The sequence below is a fragment of the Croceitalea dokdonensis DOKDO 023 genome (genome assembly GCF_001306415.1).
GTDB lineage: Bacteria > Bacteroidota > Bacteroidia > Flavobacteriales > Flavobacteriaceae > Croceitalea > Croceitalea dokdonensis.
Window position 1 is genome coordinate 187,534 of sequence record NZ_LDJX01000004.1, and the last position, 15,950, is coordinate 203,483.

At 43.2% G+C, this 15,950-nt stretch carries 17 protein-coding genes; 11 read left to right on the forward strand and 6 right to left on the reverse strand.

The genetic code is table 11. The features are described from left to right. Nucleotides 1-492, reverse strand: a complete 492-nt coding sequence (locus I595_RS09850) for an acyl-CoA carboxylase biotin carboxyl carrier protein subunit (RefSeq protein ID WP_054559445.1) — start codon at nt 490-492, stop codon at nt 1-3. Between the two features lie 187 nt (nt 493-679). On the opposite strand from I595_RS09850, the gene udk reads away from it, so the two are divergent. The 11 genes from udk to I595_RS09905 all read left to right on the forward strand — a co-directional run bounded on the left by udk (nt 680) and on the right by I595_RS09905 (nt 11,070). Next, complete coding sequence (gene udk / locus I595_RS09855; RefSeq protein WP_054559257.1) at nt 680-1,288, forward strand: uridine kinase; 609 nt, start codon at nt 680-682, stop codon at nt 1,286-1,288. A gap of 2 nt (nt 1,289-1,290) precedes the next feature. After that, a complete protein-coding gene (locus I595_RS09860) occupies nt 1,291-1,608 on the forward strand; it encodes an FtsB family cell division protein (RefSeq protein WP_054559446.1) in 318 nt (105 codons plus the stop codon). 61 nt (nt 1,609-1,669) lie between these two features. Beyond that, nucleotides 1,670-3,046 (forward strand): methylmalonyl-CoA mutase subunit beta, encoded by a 1,377-nt coding sequence (locus I595_RS09865; protein WP_054559258.1) that lies wholly within the window; start codon nt 1,670-1,672, stop codon nt 3,044-3,046. Next, on the forward strand, nt 3,039-5,108 hold the full coding sequence (gene scpA / locus I595_RS09870) for a methylmalonyl-CoA mutase (RefSeq protein WP_054559259.1): 2,070 nt from the start codon (nt 3,039-3,041) through the stop codon (nt 5,106-5,108). Before I595_RS09865 ends, scpA begins: the two co-directional genes overlap by 8 nt. A gap of 194 nt (nt 5,109-5,302) precedes the next feature. Further along, on the forward strand, nt 5,303-6,076 hold the full coding sequence (locus I595_RS09875; protein WP_054559260.1) for a ParA family protein: 774 nt from the start codon (nt 5,303-5,305) through the stop codon (nt 6,074-6,076). Continuing rightward, on the forward strand, nt 6,077-6,982 hold the full coding sequence (locus tag I595_RS09880; RefSeq protein WP_054559261.1) for a ParB/RepB/Spo0J family partition protein: 906 nt from the start codon (nt 6,077-6,079) through the stop codon (nt 6,980-6,982). Continuing rightward, nucleotides 6,969-7,622, forward strand: coding sequence for a DUF5683 domain-containing protein (locus tag I595_RS09885; protein WP_054559262.1), 654 nt, complete (start codon nt 6,969-6,971; stop codon nt 7,620-7,622). Before I595_RS09880 ends, I595_RS09885 begins: the two co-directional genes overlap by 14 nt. Nucleotides 7,623-7,625: 3 nt before the next feature. Beyond that, on the forward strand, nt 7,626-8,330 hold the full coding sequence (gene dapB / locus I595_RS09890) for a 4-hydroxy-tetrahydrodipicolinate reductase (protein ID WP_054559263.1): 705 nt from the start codon (nt 7,626-7,628) through the stop codon (nt 8,328-8,330). Nucleotides 8,331-8,374: 44 nt separating this feature from the next. After that, nucleotides 8,375-10,120, forward strand: coding sequence for a signal peptidase I (gene lepB / locus I595_RS09895; RefSeq protein WP_054559264.1), 1,746 nt, complete (start codon nt 8,375-8,377; stop codon nt 10,118-10,120). A gap of 7 nt (nt 10,121-10,127) precedes the next feature. Next, entirely contained in the window at nt 10,128-10,763 is a 636-nt protein-coding gene (locus tag I595_RS09900; protein ID WP_054559447.1) for a WbqC family protein, read from the forward strand. Continuing rightward, nucleotides 10,756-11,070 carry a DUF6122 family protein gene (locus I595_RS09905; protein WP_054559265.1) on the forward strand — a complete coding sequence of 105 codons (315 nt, stop codon included), beginning with the start codon at nt 10,756-10,758 and terminating at the stop codon, nt 11,068-11,070. Before I595_RS09900 ends, I595_RS09905 begins: the two co-directional genes overlap by 8 nt. Here the strand turns inward: I595_RS09905 and I595_RS09910 are convergent. Genes I595_RS09910 through I595_RS09930 form a run of 5 tightly spaced genes read right to left on the reverse strand, consistent with a single transcriptional unit; the run spans nt 11,056 to nt 15,857 of the window. Beyond that, complete coding sequence (locus I595_RS09910) at nt 11,056-12,096, reverse strand: endonuclease/exonuclease/phosphatase family protein (RefSeq protein WP_054559266.1); 1,041 nt, start codon at nt 12,094-12,096, stop codon at nt 11,056-11,058. The genes I595_RS09905 and I595_RS09910 overlap by 15 nt on opposite strands. Further along, the gene (locus I595_RS09915) at nt 12,096-12,974 is read right to left on the reverse strand and encodes a rhomboid family intramembrane serine protease (RefSeq protein ID WP_054559267.1); all 879 of its coding nucleotides are present in this window, start codon (nt 12,972-12,974) and stop codon (nt 12,096-12,098) included. The genes I595_RS09910 and I595_RS09915 overlap by 1 nt, the downstream gene beginning before the upstream one ends. Before the next feature lies 1 nt (nt 12,975). Further along, nucleotides 12,976-13,731, reverse strand: a complete 756-nt coding sequence (locus tag I595_RS09920; protein WP_054559268.1) for a rhomboid family intramembrane serine protease — start codon at nt 13,729-13,731, stop codon at nt 12,976-12,978. Continuing rightward, nucleotides 13,732-15,573, reverse strand: coding sequence for a DNA mismatch repair endonuclease MutL (gene mutL / locus I595_RS09925; RefSeq protein ID WP_054559269.1), 1,842 nt, complete (start codon nt 15,571-15,573; stop codon nt 13,732-13,734). It abuts the gene before it with no gap. Next, nucleotides 15,573-15,857 (reverse strand): hypothetical protein, encoded by a 285-nt coding sequence (locus I595_RS09930; RefSeq protein WP_054559270.1) that lies wholly within the window; start codon nt 15,855-15,857, stop codon nt 15,573-15,575. Before I595_RS09930 ends, mutL begins: the two co-directional genes overlap by 1 nt. Nucleotides 15,858-15,950 lie beyond the last annotated feature (93 nt).

Genomic DNA, 15,950 nt, shown 5'->3' on the forward strand with positions numbered 1-15,950 from the left:
TCATTCTTCTTCAAAAGTGATTAGGGTATGGTTTTTTTCGACAGTATCGCCTTGATTTACGGAAATACTTTGGATAACCCCATCTCGGGGTGAATTGATCACATTTTCCATTTTCATGGCTTCAAGAATTAAGAGTGGGTCGTTTTCCTTCACTTCTTGCCCTACTTTCACCAAGACCTCCAGAATAAGCCCGGGCATTGGCGCATCAATGTTTGCTACTTTCTTGTTTGCACCAAACACGTATCCCATAGAACTTATTAGTCCGTCCAAGGGCGTCCTAATCTCAACTTCAAAAATGGCATGGTTTATCTTTACATGATAGGCCCTTTGCACAAAATCCGTCTTCTGCATGGAAACCTGGTTGGAACTATGGTTATCCAGCAAGTGGTAATCTCCATTGGCAGTTTTTAAAATATCCAGTGCGTCCACGTCTTTTTTGGTAAGGTCAAACTCAAACTCGCCATTTACCTTTACTTTATAGTTTTTTTCCATAGGTACTGCGTATAATCCATTGAAAGATAGCATATCCGCTTACAATTGTCAATAAAAGTACTGTATTTTAAACAGGCTTTTTATGAGAAATATCAGGCTTGTATTTTAAAAGAAATTCTTTTTATCCCGGCTTCATGGCTATCAAAAACGAGGACAAAACCTTACTTTTGGGTTAAAGCAAATTTTAATGTTGATTATTGGCATTGCGGGAGGTACAGGTTGTGGTAAGACCACGGTGGTAAAACAGATTATTGAAGAGCTGCCCAAGAATGAAGTGGTGGTTATTTCCCAGGATTCCTACTATAACGATTTATCCCATTTGACCAAGGAAGAGCGGAGCCTAGTAAATTTTGACCATCCCAACTCCATTGATTTTGAATTACTGATTGCCCATGTGAACGCCCTTAGGAATCATGAAACGATTGATATCCCAGTCTACTCCTTTGTTGAGGAAACACGATTGGCAGAGACCATTACTACAGCACCCAAAAAAGTGATCATCGTTGAGGGAATTTTGGTATTGGGCAATCCAGAGCTACGAAAATTGTTTGATATGAAAATTTACGTTCATGCAGATTCTGATGAACGCCTGATCAGACGCTTAAAAAGGGATATGAAAGAGCGCGGACATGATTTGGAAAAGGTACTACACCGGTACCAGACGGCCGTAAAACCAATGCACAGCCAATTTATAGAACCGTCCAAGGAATTCGCGGACCTTATCATCCCCAACAACCACTATAACACCGTGGCGGTAGATATGGTGCGTACCCTTATCATTGAAAAACTGGTATGACCATGGGCTGGAAAACACTGCGTGAGAAAAAATGGTTTAGGGTAGCGACCAACATGTACGTGCTGGTTTTGACACTTTTTGTGATTTGGATGGCTTTTTTTGACACCAATTCTTTATTGATTCATTTAGAATTAAGAAAAGAAATTAATAAATTGGAGGAACAAAAAAAGTTCTTACAGTCCGAGATTGCGAAGGATAAAAAAATCCTAAAAACCCTATCCAGCGAGGAAGAACTAGAAAAATTTGCACGTGAAAAATACTATATGAAGAAGGACAATGAAGAAATCTTTTTGATAGAACACAAGGACAGCACCAAGTGAGCTTGCCAAGAATCGGCAGAAAACCAACTGTTGCCTTCTTTTTGAACCCACAACCCTAACCATGGAAAAAACAGGCATTTTTAAGGAGTTTAGGCCCGTTTCCGCAAAAGAATGGAAACAGAAAATACAGGTGGACCTAAAAGGGGCGGACTATAATGACACCCTGATTTGGGAATCTTTGGAAGGCATCCACGTGAAACCTTTTTACCATAGTGAAGATGTGATGGGGCAGCCCAAGTTTTCCCTGCCCAGTGAGCACCAGTGGTACATTGGCCAGCATATTTTTGTACATGATGTTGCAAAATCCAATAAAAAAGCCCTGGATATTTTGCAAAGGGGGGCAGACCATCTGGTCTTTACCCTTCCAAACAAACAGCTGGATTTAGATCGCCTGTTTACTGGAATTCCAATGAAGGGGAGCGTTATCTATTTTCACCTTCAATTTCTGGATGTAGGCGCAACCAAAACCATAATAGACTTTTTTAAGGACAAAAATAGCCCTGTTTTTCTTTCCCTTGATCCCATTGGAAATTTTGCCAAAACAGGCAATTGGTACCACTCAGAAATTCAAGACTTAGCTGCAGTAAAAGAAGTGTTGGCCTATAGCAGTCCTTACGGCCATGTTCACGTAATGGGCGCTCATGGTTCCTTATATCAACAGGCCGGTGCCAATATGGTACAACAATTGTCTTACACGGTAGCGCATATGGTGGAATACCTTCAATATGGTTTACAAGACACAAGCCTGCCCCTTTTTCATTTGGCATTGGGCAGTAACTACTTTTTTGAAATAGCCAAATTACGGGCTATGAGATGGATGTGGGCAAGCGTCTCTGCCGGATTTGGACAGGGCCCAAGCTGCAAAATTTTGGCCACCCCAAGCAAACGAAACAAAACCATTTACGATTATAACGTAAATATGTTACGTACCACTTCTGAATGTATGGCAGCCATCTTAGGTGGGGCAGACACCATTTGTAACCTTAGGTACGATTCCCTTTTTAACAAGGACAACGAGTTTGGGGAGCGTATTGCCCGTAACCAGCTTTTACTGTTAAAGGAAGAAAGTTATTTTGATGAAGCCATCCATGCCGCAGCGGGCAGCTATTACTTGGAAAGCCTGACCAAACAACTTGCCGAAAAGGCCTTGACACTTTTTAAGCAGATTGAATCCGCCGGAGGATTTTTAAATTGCTTAAAATCTGGAACCATTCAAAAGAAAATCAAGGAAAGTGCGGCCAAGGAACAGGCCAAATTTGACGCTGGTGAACTGGTGCTGTTAGGAACCAATACCTACCAAAATCCAGCGGACCGGATGGGCAATAACCTAGCGCTTTATCCCTTTGTTAAAACCAAAAACCACAAAACGCTCATACCCCCCATTATTGAAAAACGACTTGCTGAGGGGTTGGAACAAAATCGTCTTAAAAATGAGTAGAAAAAACCTTCAGGACATTCAACTAAAAGATTTTGGCCCTGCTTCCACAAAACAGCATACAGGTTTTGATTTTGCAGCGGGAATGCCACCTTTTTTAAGGGGCCCCTACTCCACCATGTATGTACGCAGGCCCTGGACCATAAGGCAGTATGCAGGTTTTTCAACAGCAGAGGAAAGTAACGCGTTTTACCGAAGAAATCTTGAAGCTGGCCAAAAAGGGCTTTCGGTGGCCTTTGACCTTCCTACCCATCGCGGCTACGATAGTGATAACGAGCGGGTAGTGGGTGATGTGGGCAAGGCGGGTGTCGCCATTGATTCCGTAGAGGATATGAAAATTTTGTTTGACCAGATTCCGCTCGATAAAATGTCGGTTTCCATGACCATGAACGGGGCCGTGCTCCCCATTATGGCATTTTATATCGTGGCTGCAGAAGAGCAAGGGGTTGGCCTCGACCAACTTTCCGGGACCATCCAGAACGATATTTTAAAGGAATTTATGGTACGGAACACCTACATCTACCCACCAACCCCATCCATGCAGATCATTGCAGACATCTTTGAATATACCAGCAAGCAGATGCCACGTTTCAACAGCATCAGTATTTCTGGCTATCATATGCACGAAGCGGGTGCGCCTGCGGCCCTAGAAGTGGCCTATACCCTTGCCGATGGCATCGAGTATATTAGAACGGGACTCAAAGCAGGACTCAAAATTGATGAGTTTGCGCCCAGACTTTCTTTTTTTTGGGGCATTGGCATGAACCATTTCACCGAAATTGCCAAAATGCGGGCTGCTAGGGTGCTTTGGACAAAGCTGGTACGAGGCTTTGCACCCCAAAACCAAAAATCCCTGATGCTAAGAACCCACAGCCAAACCAGTGGGTGGAGCCTTACCGAACAAGACCCGTTCAACAATGTTGCCAGAACCACCATTGAAGCCATGGCCGCCGCCTTTGGGGGCACGCAAAGCTTGCACACCAACGCCTTGGATGAAGCCATTGCACTACCCACAGATTTTTCCGCACGCATTGCACGTAACACCCAAATCTACTTGCAAAAGGAAACCGAAATCACAAGAACTGTTGATCCATGGGCAGGAAGTCACTACGTGGAGGGCCTAACAATGCAAATTGCGCAAGAGGCATGGAAACTCATTGAAGAGGTTGAGGAGCTTGGAGGAATGACCAAGGCCATTGAAGCCGGGATTCCAAAACTTAGGATAGAAGAAGCGGCTGCCAAAAAACAAGCGCGGTTAGACAGTGGGCAAGAAGTGCTGGTGGGGGTCAATAAATACGTATTGGAAGATGAGGACCAACTGCAAATTCTTGAGGTGGACAACCAAAAGGTTAGGGAGCAACAAGTAGCCGGCATAGCTGCCATTAAAAATAATAGGGATGCGGCAAAGGTATCAGAGGCCCTTGCCAACATCAGTAAAGCCGCACACCAAAAAACAAAAGGGGAACAAGGTGATAATTTATTAGCTTTGGCCGTAGTTGCGGCCAGGGAACGAGCAACATTAGGTGAAATAAGCGATGCCATGGAAACGGCCTTTGGCCGTTACAGGGCCAAAATTCAATCCATAAGCGGGGTGTATTCCAAAGAAATAAAAAAAGACGAGCTGTTTGACAAAGCCAAGACCATGGCCAACGAATTTGCGGCTTCTGAGGGCCGTAGACCACGGATAATGGTAGCCAAAATGGGACAGGATGGCCATGATAGGGGCGCTAAGGTAGTTTCCACAGGGTATGCAGACCTAGGTTTTGACGTAGATATTGGGCCCTTGTTCCAAACCCCGGAAGAAGTGGCCAAACAAGCAGTGGAAAATGATGTTCATATTCTGGGCATCTCCTCCCTAGCAGGCGGTCATAAGACCTTGGTACCAGCGGTAGTTACCGAATTAAAGAAATATGGACGGGAAGACATTATTATCATTGTTGGCGGGGTAATTCCAAAACAGGATTACGATTTTCTTTACGAACATGGCGCCTTGGCCATCTTTGGGCCTGGCACTAAAATCAGCGAGGCTGCCATTACCATTTTGGAGATTTTGATGGATGAATAACCCCATAGAACCCAATTGGGATGCGATGCCCTTTCTTCTCCATTTTTCAAGTTTGTAAAAAACCCTACACCCACATACAAGCGGCACTTTAACGAAGCTTAACGCTGTAGGGGTTCTTATTCACTTGGTGTTAACAAAATACATTTCATAGCGTTTTAATAAATTGTATTTTTACCCACTAACTTACTTGTAACATGGGTAAAATTATAGCCATTGCCAACCAAAAAGGCGGCGTGGGAAAAACCACTACCACGGTGAACCTGGCGGCATCCTTAGGTGTATTGGAAAAGAAGGTTTTATTAATTGATGCAGACCCCCAGGCCAACGCAACATCAGGTCTTGGAATAGACGTGGAATCCGTTGAAATTGGCACCTATCAATTGTTGGAACATTCCAGCACAGCGGCGGAAACCATTGTGGCCACCAACTCCCCAAACGTAGATTTGATTCCGGCGCACATAGATCTGGTGGCCATTGAAATAGAATTGGTGGACAAGGACAATAGGGAATACATGATGAAGCAGGCCATTGGGCACTTGCGCAGTGCATATGATTATGTGCTAATAGACTGCGCCCCATCGCTTGGGCTTTTGACCCTTAATGCGCTCACCGCAGCAGATTCTGTAATGATTCCCATCCAATGTGAATATTTTGCACTGGAAGGTCTGGGAAAACTATTGAATACGGTAAAAAGTGTACAAAAAATACATAATCCAGATTTGGATATTGAGGGGATGTTGCTGACCATGTATGATTCTAGGCTCAGATTGTCCAATCAAGTTGTGGAAGAAGTAAGAAAGCATTTTGCAGATATGGTTTTTGATACCATTATCCAAAGAAACGTGAAATTGAGCGAAGCCCCAAGTTATGGTGAAAGCATTATAAAGTACGATGCCAGTAGTCGCGGTGCGGCAAATTATCTGAACTTGGCAAACGAACTGTTGAAGAAAAATAAGGAAGTAGTCTAAATGGCGAAAGCAACAAAAAAACAAGCTTTAGGGCGAGGACTTTCCGCGCTTTTAAAGGACCCTGAGAATGATATCCAATCCGTGGGGGACAAAAACGCGGACAAGGTCATTGGTAATGTGGTGGAACTGGAAATTGATGCCATTGAGGTGAATCCTTTTCAACCCCGTACCCAATTCAATGACGAAGCCTTGAAAGAATTGGCAAGCTCTATTAGGGAATTGGGCATTATCCAACCCATTACAGTAAGGAAATTGGATTTCAATACCTTTCAGTTGGTTTCTGGCGAGCGCAGGTACCGGGCATCAAAACTTATCGGTCTAAAAACCATACCCGCCTACATAAGGATTGCCAACGACCAAGAATCTCTGGAAATGGCGCTGGTTGAGAACATTCAGCGGCAAGACCTTGACCCCATTGAAATAGCGCTTTCTTACCAACGTTTAATTGACGACATTCAATTAACACAGGAAAAAATGAGCGAACGTGTTGGTAAAAAACGTTCCACCATTACCAATTACCTGCGCTTACTTAAATTAGATCCCATCATCCAAACAGGTATGCGCGATGGCTTTTTGAGCATGGGTCACGGAAGGGCTTTGGTCAATGTAGAAAAAGGTAAGGAGCAATTGGCCTTATACGAACGTATTTTAGCCGAAAAATTATCCGTAAGGGAGACAGAACAGCTGGTAAAACAATTAAAGGCACCAACGACCAAGGCAGCACCAACAAATAATGCAGAACTGCCCAACTTTGTGTCCAAACATATAGATTCCATCAAAAAACACCTGGCGGTAAAGGTGGCCATAACGGCCTCCCAAACAGGCAAGGGCAAGATTGTAATTCCTTTTCATTCCAAAGAAGAATTTCAGCGGTTAAAAAAAATTCTTTCCGGTGATAAAGAATAGGACACTACTGCTGTTGTTACTTGCGTGCTGCCACCTTGCGCTGTCACAAGAAACCGAGGCTCCGGCAACTACTGCGCCCAAGGAACAAGCACTGGACAGTGTTCAGCAGGATTTGGAGGGTAAGGGGATTTCCTTTGAAGATATCAGTAACAAGAGTATCGAAATTAATCCGTTGGCACCGAGCAAGGCCGCTTTTTACTCGGCCATCCTGCCCGGTCTGGGACAGATTTACAACAAGCGGTATTGGAAGGCCCCCATTGTTTGGGGAGCCATTGGGATAGGTATAGCAACTTATGCCAGTAATGCCAAGAGCTATAATGATTTTAGGGATGCTTTTAAAAGAAGAAGGGTAGGTTTTACGGACGATCAGTTTTTTGACATTGGTGGTGACGGATTGGGGCCAGACCTTTCCCTTGCTGCCTTACAAGACGCCCAAGAAGCTGCCCAAAGAAACCGCGACCTGGCGCTCGTGGTGACCATTGGGCTTTATGCCTTAAACGTAATTGATGCCAATGTAGATGCCCACTTAAAACAATATAACGTAGATGATAGGCTTGGACTGGACATAAAACCCTATTTGGATTTTAACCCAATAGATGCCACGCCCAACTACGGTTTAGCACTTCTTATAGAATTTTAACAGATGAACATTGGACTTTTTGGCTACGGTAAAATGGGACGAATGCTCGAAAAAATTGGGCAGGACAGAGGACATACCATTGTTGCAAAAATAGATGATGATACAGAGGCCATAGATTATGATGGCATGGATGTGGCCATAGATTTTAGCACTCCAAATGCGGCCTTTAACAATATTACCCATTGCTTTAAGAACCGCGTTCCCGTAGTATCGGGAACAACAGGATGGTTGCGGGACTATGAGAAGGCCCTTCAAATTTGTAACGCGGAAAAAGGTGCGTTTATCTACGCTTCCAATTTTAGTCTTGGGGTCAATATTTTTTTTGAGCTCAATAGGCAATTGGCCCAAATGATGTCCGGTCTAGAACAATATACGGCTAGCCTTGAAGAAATCCATCATATCCATAAGTTGGATGCCCCCAGTGGTACGGCCATTACCCTTGCCGAGGGTGTTTTGGAACATCATCCTAAAAAAGATTGGAGCTTGGACGGGAAAGAGAAGGGAAAACTACCCATCTATGCAAAACGCGACGGTGAAGTACCCGGAACTCATAGCGTAAATTACACAAGCAAAGAGGATAGCATTACCATACAGCACGTGGCGCACGGCAGGGAAGGTTTTGCCCTTGGCGCTATTGTAGCGGCAGAATGGATTTTGGGAAAACAGGGTGTATTTTCTATGAAAGATGTGTTAAACCTATCAAACTAATGTAACAATCCAGACCATTTTTGGTCTTAGAAAGAAATAGCTTTATGAACGGTACACAGTGGATTATTTTTATTTTACTCATCCAAGTTATCCACTTTCTGGGCACTTGGAAATTATACGTTAAAGCTGGCAGAAAAGCTTGGGAGGCAGCAATTCCTGTTTATAATGGCATTGTATTGATGCAAATCATAAACCGACCAAAATGGTGGGTTTTATTGCTTTTTATCCCAATCATCAACCTTCTGATGTTTCCGGTGGTATGGGTGGAGACCATCCGTAGTTTTGGCAAAAACAAAGTTTTACATACCTGGCTGGTGATTTTAACACTGGGGTTCTACATAGGCTACATTAATTACACCCAAGATGTGACCTATATTAAGGATAGGGATTTAAAGCCTCGCACCGGGCTTGGAGAATGGATTAGTTCCATCATCTTTGCCGTGGTAGCAGCAACCTTGGTGCACACGTATTTTATTCAACCCTACGTGATTCCCACGCCCTCTTTGGAGCGAACCTTGCGGGTTGGGGATTTTCTGTTTGTGAGCAAATTTCATTTTGGGGCCAGGCTCCCAATGACCACCCTGGCGGCGCCCATGGTCCATGACACCTTACCCATAGTTGGAACACCCTCCTATGTGGCCGATGTAAACCCAGAAACTTATAAAGAATCCTTTTGGAACAAATTTCAACTGCCCTATATGCGCTTGCCGGGCTTTGAAACCCCGGAAAAAAATGATATCGTGGTTTTTAGTTGGCCCGCGGATACCGTACAACAATTTTTTAAAAAAAGTAAAGGGGTAAGAAAACCCATTGACAAAAAATCCAACTATGTAAAAAGGTTGGTGGGTACACCGGGAGACTCACTTGCTGTGGTAGATGGGTATGTACATATCAACGGGAAACAGTTAAAACTATCCGATCGTGCCAGATTAATGCATGATTATATGGTTTACTCCAATAAAGGTGTCTCATCAAGATTATTAAAAGAGGTAGATGCGGATGATTATATGCGCAAATACATCCCAACAAACCTTTCCCAGGGCCAAGTTAACGCCTTACGAAGTATGGGAATTGCGGCCGGAACGGACGAAAATGGAAAACCCGCCATTTATACGGATAAGAAAGGATTATCCATTGACGTCATTCGGCAACTAAGCCTAAACCTATCAGAGGAGGCACCAAGGAGAAGACAGGCCAACATGACCAAGGCAATGGCCGATGCCCTTAGAAATAACAATGGGATAGATTCCGTTGTTATGATCAACACACCTGCCGGAACGCCTGGGGGGAATATCTTTCCACAAAGCCCTTATTACCGTTGGAACATGGACAACTTTGGTCCCGTTTATATTCCAGAAGCCGGGGCCACGGTGGAAATCAACAAAAAAACCATCCCGCTTTACAAAAAAATAATTCGGGATTACGAACACAATGACGTAAAAGTGGAAGCGGATAGGGTGCTCATTAATGGCAAGGAAGCCAAGTCTTACACCTTTAAGCAGAACTATTATTGGATGATGGGCGATAACAGGGACCATTCCGAGGATAGCCGTGCTTGGGGTTACGTGGCAGAAGACCATATTGTGGGTAAACCAGTATTTATTTGGTTGAGCTTTGATAATTTTCAAGATGGCATAAAGTTCAATGAAAGGCCCAGATGGGACAGAATTTTCACCACGGTAAATGGGGAAGGAGAACCGGTTTCTTATTTTAAGTACTTTCTAATTGCCCTAGCGGGATATTTTGTTTTTGATTGGTTTAGAAAGAAAAAAAAGTCTAAGGAAGCCTAATGCCCAAATGAAGGAAGTGGTACTACATCCCGCATACTTTCCAAACATAGCCACCATGGCCACCATGGCAGGTAATGAGGTGATTTGGGAGGTGCATGACAACTACCAGAAACAGACCTACAGAAACCGCTGCCATATTTGTACGGATATTGGCCTACACACCTTAACCATCCCAATAAAGCATGTTGGTGGCCAAACAGGTAGGCAAAAGTACGCGGAAGTTAGAATTGACAATAGTTACCGTTGGAAGCAACAGCATTGGCGAACGCTACAGACCGCTTACCGCACCTCTGCCTTCTTTGAGTTTTATGAGGATGAGCTTGAACCACTTTATAAGGACAACTATGAGTTTCTAATGGCATTTAACCTGGCCACAATTGGGTTCCTATGTAATGCCCTAGGCTTTCCATTACCAAAAAAGAGGACCGCTGCTTATCAAAAAAACATAGCCAATGCCATGGATGCCAGAGCCTTGATAAAGGCGAAGAATGGTATTGAATTCAGGAATACCGCATACTTTCAGGTATTTGATGACAGAAACGGGTTTACCCCAAATACCAGTGCACTAGATTTGCTTTTTAACGAGGGAACCAATGCGCTAAACTACCTAAAAAACCAAGAATCCGTCTTAGGAAATGTTTAGGTTTTTAGTGCATTACGGTATCCATTTTGTGGTCCCTTTTGCCATAGCATATATCATGTACCGGGAAAAATGGAAGCTGGTCTGTCTTATCTTATTGGCGGGTATATGCATAGATTTGGACCATCTTTGGGCTTCGCCCATATTTGATGATGAAAGATGCAGCATTAACTTTCACCTACTGCACACCTACCCCTTTATTATGTTGTACGTACTCTTGTTCCTTTTAAAAAAAACTAGAATCGTGGGTTTGGCCTTATTACTGCATATCTTAGCGGATACCGTGGATTGTCTGTTACTGCGTCTTTAATTTCATAGAAGCCATTACGGGATAATGGTCCGAGTATTCTACATCATAATTTTTATGTCCCGTAATCTCAAAATTCTCATCGGCTAGGATGTAATCAATCCGCATTGGGAGTTTTTGTAGCAAGTACGTCCTACCAAAACCAGAACCTGCCTCCAAGAAGGTATCCTGTAGATTTCCTTTTAGGCCGGTATATATGTTGGTATAGGCTGTGTTGTTAAAATCCCCTGCAAGGACAATGGGGTAAGGAGAAGATTCCATATGCGCCTTTAGCAGTCTGGTCTGGGCTTTTTGTAGCTCAAACACCCTTTTTATCCTGCTAAGGAGTTGGGTGGATTTCTCTTTTTGTACGGTAGATATGTTCGGAATGATCCTAAAAGACTCCAAATGCACGTTATACAATCTAATGGTATCCTTGTTCATTTGTATATCCGCATATACAGCAGCATTGGCACTTTTAGGAAACTCAATGAGTTCTACCTTTAGAATGGGATATTTGGAATAAATGGCCTGAATGACCCTACCTGAATCCTCCCCATACACAAAATCAATATACTTATAGGGGTATTGTTCAAGGGCGTCACTCCGTTTCATGGCATGATAAAACTCCTGAAAACAAATGATATCCGCATCTTCCGCAGACACAAAATCAATAATCAAACTATCTACATCCTGTTTTTTTAAGTGTTCATAGCGGTTAAAACCCCTTGTATTAAAGCTCATTACGTTAAGGTCTTCCTTAATAGGCAGGACTGCAGACTGAAATTTAAAAAGAGGTGGCATCAAAAAAACACCAATGCCCAATAAGGTGGCAGATATGAGCGCCAACCCGCTTTTTTGCGCCAGCCAATAAAAAAACAAGATAATATTGGCTATGAGCCAAAATGGCATTAACATCGCAATCATGGAAAACCAAGGCACGCTATCTGCCGGCACATGGGGGGCAATGAACGAAAGCCCTAGACCAAAAGCAACAAAAAGGTTAAGGGCGTAACCAAGCTTTTTAAAAAAAGATAACTTTTTAATCATTAATCTTCCTTACCGGCCTTAAATAAAAAATCCTTCTCATCCCGGGACAGGCTCTCGTAGCCAGATTTGCTGATTTTATCCAAGATGGCATCTATTTTCTTTTGCCGTGCCGCCTTGTCATAAGCCGCTTTGCTTACGGTACCAGCCTTGGCCTTGTTCTTGTATACATTTGTAAAGGGCTTTTTTTCGCGGGGTTTAAACCAATCTTTAATAGCGTTTACCAACTTGGTAAACCCGGTTCCAATATCCGTACCGTTAAGAAGCTGCCTAGCAAAGACATACCCTAACATGGCCCCTCCCAAATGCGCCATCATTCCCCCTACGTTTTGCCCTGTGGACAATGTCCAAATATCCTTTAAAATGACAAAAAGGCCCAACTGCCATAGTTTTACATTAAAGAAGATAATGCGCACCTCTTGCATTGGCAGGTAGGTACATATAAAAATCAATACGGCGGTGACCCCAGCAGATGCGCCGATCAAAACCGTACTATTATCAATGAGTGTCGGGAAAATATTGTAACCAAGCATAAAAAGTGCACCTCCCGCAACAACCCCAAGAAAATAAACGGCATGGAACCGTTCACTATCAAAAAGGTTAAAGAAAAACCTTCCAAAGAAATACAACAGCAACATATTCCAAAAAATATGGAAGAATCCGCCGTGTAAAAAAGCATAGGTAATAATGGTCCATGGTTTCCAAAGAAACTCAAGGATATCATCCGGAAGTTCCAACCAAGCTGTGATGGAATTTGCCGCATTTGTTCCAAACAAAACCGCCATGAGATTCACCAATAAAAACACGACAGTGTTTGCTACGATGATTTTCTCGGCGGCATTTAGTCTAGCAAAATGGTATCTAATATCTCCGTTTTTCATCTTAGTATAAACGGTTTTGATTGAACTGATTCTTTTTCCAATACCACATAATCAAAAACCCGATCACAGCACCACCGACATGGGCCATATAGGCCGTATTGCTTGGACTAAAAAAGGACTGACCGGTTACCGCTGAAATTACGTCCAGCAAAATAATCCCTGGTATAAAGTATTTGGCTTTGATGGGAATAGGCAAAAATATAAGCATAAGTTTAGCTTCCGGATTCATCATACCAAATGCGGCCATAACGCCCATAATACAACCCGATGCACCCACCATTCTGGCAAAATACGTATCCTGATAGGTGGGAAATGCGGCCTTTAGAGCAGCAATTTGGTTATCGCTAAGGCCCTGGTCCAAACGGTTGTTCAGCATCATATCTACAATATCCTGACTGCGCAGCCCTGTGGCCAACAACTCTTCCTGCACGGGAAGAAAACTAAAATAATAGAACCCCAACTGAAAAAGTACGGCCCCCAAACCCGCGGAAAAATAGAGGAACAGAAAGCGGTTCTTACCAAGGCCTTGCTCTACTGGAGTACCAAACATCCATAGCGCAAACATATTAAATCCAATATGTGCCAGACCGCCATGCATAAACATATGCGTAACAATTTGCCACACCGCAAAGTTTTCGTTTTGGGGAAACCACAGCGAAAACCATGTGTACATCTCATCTTGATATAGATAGGTCGCTAAAAAAAACAAAATGTTGACGATCAACAAATGTTTGACAGCCTCTGTGATTCTATTCATTTACATAAATTTATTAGCTACTTCATTCACATCTAGCGTGACAAAAGTGGTTCTACCAAACGGATCAATTTTAGGTTCATCACAACCAAATAAATCGTTGACCAACGCTATCTGGCTTTCCGGTTCCAAAACCTGTCCATTTTTTATACAAAGGGTTTTGCAAAGAATGGCTGCCGTTATATTAGTTGGTGCGTTATGGGGTGCCAGCTCATTTTCATAATCCCGCACCAATGCGTGGAAGACTTCTTCTACGGACTGCTCTGCGATAACGCTTGGGATACCGGTCACACGGATACCATCCTCTAAGGGTTCCATGACAAATCCCATGGCGATTAAATTCTGTTGTACTCTTGCAATGATGTCTAACTCATTTGTAGTGAGGCTAAGCGTTACAGGGAACAACAGCTGTTGGCTTACCGGGCTTACCGCACTTATGCGCTGGAGCAGTCTTTCATACAAAACCCGCTTGTGTGCCCTATTTTGATCTACAACCAACATACCGGATTTAATCGTGGTAACGATAAAACGTTTCTGCATTTGGAAAGTAGCCTGCTGGTGACCAACCGCCTCCTCATCCGCCCCAAAAATATCTTGGTGCATAGGCTCGGTTTCAAACTGGACGCTACTAAAATGTTCTTGGTCCGTATCCGTATCTTGGTATAGTGCTTCCCAACCTTTCACCTGCTGTTTCTGGAATTTTTTATTGTTTCCGGATACCCGCTTTGCCGTCCCTGGTTCAAATGGATTAAACGCTATATCTACGCCAACCTTGGGCAAGGCAGCTTCCTTTAGCTGATAACCATAGGGCGTATCCAAATTACCGTCACGCTCAAAATCTAGCACAGGTGCTACATTAAACTGGCCAAGACTGTGTTTAACAGTAGACCTTAAGATGGCGTACAAGGTATGTTCATCATCAAACTTTACTTCTGTTTTGGTAGGATGGATATTAATGTCAATCGTCGTTGGGGCCACCTCCAAAAAAAGAAAGTATCCAGGATGGCAGTTAGGTTTTAACAGTCCGTCAAAAGCAGCACCAACGGCATGATGCAAGTAGGGACTTTTAATAAACCGGCCATTGGCAAAGAAGAACTGTTCTCCCCTACTCTTTCTGGCATATTCCGGTTTACATACGAATCCGGAGATTTTTACCACATCCGTTTCTTCGGAAACAGGGACCAAACGCTCGTTCATTTTATTGCCAAAGACATGGACAATACGTTGCCTAAAGTTGCCTTTGGGCAAATTAAAAAGCTCGGAACCATTGTTAAAGTACTGAAAGGAGACCTGATAATGCACTAAGGCTACCCGATGAAACTCATCCGTAATATGCCTTAGCTCTACTTGATTGGACTTTAAAAAATTCCTTCTCGCAGGAATATTGAAAAATAGGTTCTTCACGGATACGGAACTCCCAGTTGGCGTAACGGTGACGTCTTGGGAAACTACCGTACTGCCTTCTATCTTTAAACAGGTTCCCAGATCGGCTCCATCAGCTTTGGTGTGCAGCTCCACGTGTGCTATGGCAGCTATGGATGCCAAGGCCTCACCCCTAAAGCCTTTGGTGCTTAGGTTAAATAAATCTTCCGCCTTGGAAATTTTAGAGGTGGCATGTCGCTCAAAGGCCAACCGAGCATCTGTTTCTGACATGCCCATGCCATTATCAATGACTTGTATCAATGCCTTACCACCGTCCTTTACAATCAATTTTATATGGGTTGCCCCCGCATCTATGGCATTTTCCAATAGTTCCTTTACCACGGAGGCCGGCCGTTGCACCACTTCTCCCGCTGCAATCTGGTTGGCAACATGGTCTGGTAAAAGTTTAATGATATCAGCCATTAGCTAGTCAAAAATATGGATAGATCAAAATCTATGATAAATAGAAAAATGAGTATCAGGATTGCTAAAATGACGAGCAATCTCAACCTTAAATTTTTATCGCCCTCACGTTTTAAATCATCAAAAGCGGTGGACACCTTGTTTTTTAATCCCCTGGTATGATGCGCCGTACTTCTATATTGGTCCAGCTTGTGCTCTATTTTGTACGGACTACCTTCACCCTTGTAATAACGTGGTTTGTACTCAAAAGTCCGGTTTTTTTTAAGCTTCAAAAAATTTCGCATAATCGCCCCTGGTGATTACTTTCAAAGGTACTTAAAAAGCAAAAAAACGATAGGAATACGATCACAAAAAATGTTAACGGAAAAAGGGAGGAA

Coding starts and splice junctions, on each gene's coding strand:
- dapB (WP_054559263.1), top strand. CDS start 7,626: ATGAACATTGGACTTTTTGGCTACGGTAAAATGGGACGAATGCTCGAA.
- I595_RS09875 (WP_054559260.1), top strand. CDS start 5,303: ATGGGTAAAATTATAGCCATTGCCAACCAAAAAGGCGGCGTGGGAAAA.
- I595_RS09880 (WP_054559261.1), top strand. CDS start 6,077: ATGGCGAAAGCAACAAAAAAACAAGCTTTAGGGCGAGGACTTTCCGCG.
- I595_RS09910 (WP_054559266.1), bottom strand. CDS start 12,096: ATGATTAAAAAGTTATCTTTTTTTAAAAAGCTTGGTTACGCCCTTAAC.
- I595_RS09860 (WP_054559446.1), top strand. CDS start 1,291: ATGGGCTGGAAAACACTGCGTGAGAAAAAATGGTTTAGGGTAGCGACC.
- I595_RS09905 (WP_054559265.1), top strand. CDS start 10,756: ATGTTTAGGTTTTTAGTGCATTACGGTATCCATTTTGTGGTCCCTTTT.
- I595_RS09920 (WP_054559268.1), bottom strand. CDS start 13,731: ATGAATAGAATCACAGAGGCTGTCAAACATTTGTTGATCGTCAACATT.
- I595_RS09930 (WP_054559270.1), bottom strand. CDS start 15,857: ATGCGAAATTTTTTGAAGCTTAAAAAAAACCGGACTTTTGAGTACAAA.
- I595_RS09850 (WP_054559445.1), bottom strand. CDS start 492: ATGGAAAAAAACTATAAAGTAAAGGTAAATGGCGAGTTTGAGTTTGAC.
- I595_RS09865 (WP_054559258.1), top strand. CDS start 1,670: ATGGAAAAAACAGGCATTTTTAAGGAGTTTAGGCCCGTTTCCGCAAAA.
- lepB (WP_054559264.1), top strand. CDS start 8,375: ATGAACGGTACACAGTGGATTATTTTTATTTTACTCATCCAAGTTATC.
- udk (WP_054559257.1), top strand. CDS start 680: ATGTTGATTATTGGCATTGCGGGAGGTACAGGTTGTGGTAAGACCACG.
- mutL (WP_054559269.1), bottom strand. CDS start 15,573: ATGGCTGATATCATTAAACTTTTACCAGACCATGTTGCCAACCAGATT.
- I595_RS09915 (WP_054559267.1), bottom strand. CDS start 12,974: ATGAAAAACGGAGATATTAGATACCATTTTGCTAGACTAAATGCCGCC.
- I595_RS09900 (WP_054559447.1), top strand. CDS start 10,128: ATGAAGGAAGTGGTACTACATCCCGCATACTTTCCAAACATAGCCACC.
- scpA (WP_054559259.1), top strand. CDS start 3,039: ATGAGTAGAAAAAACCTTCAGGACATTCAACTAAAAGATTTTGGCCCT.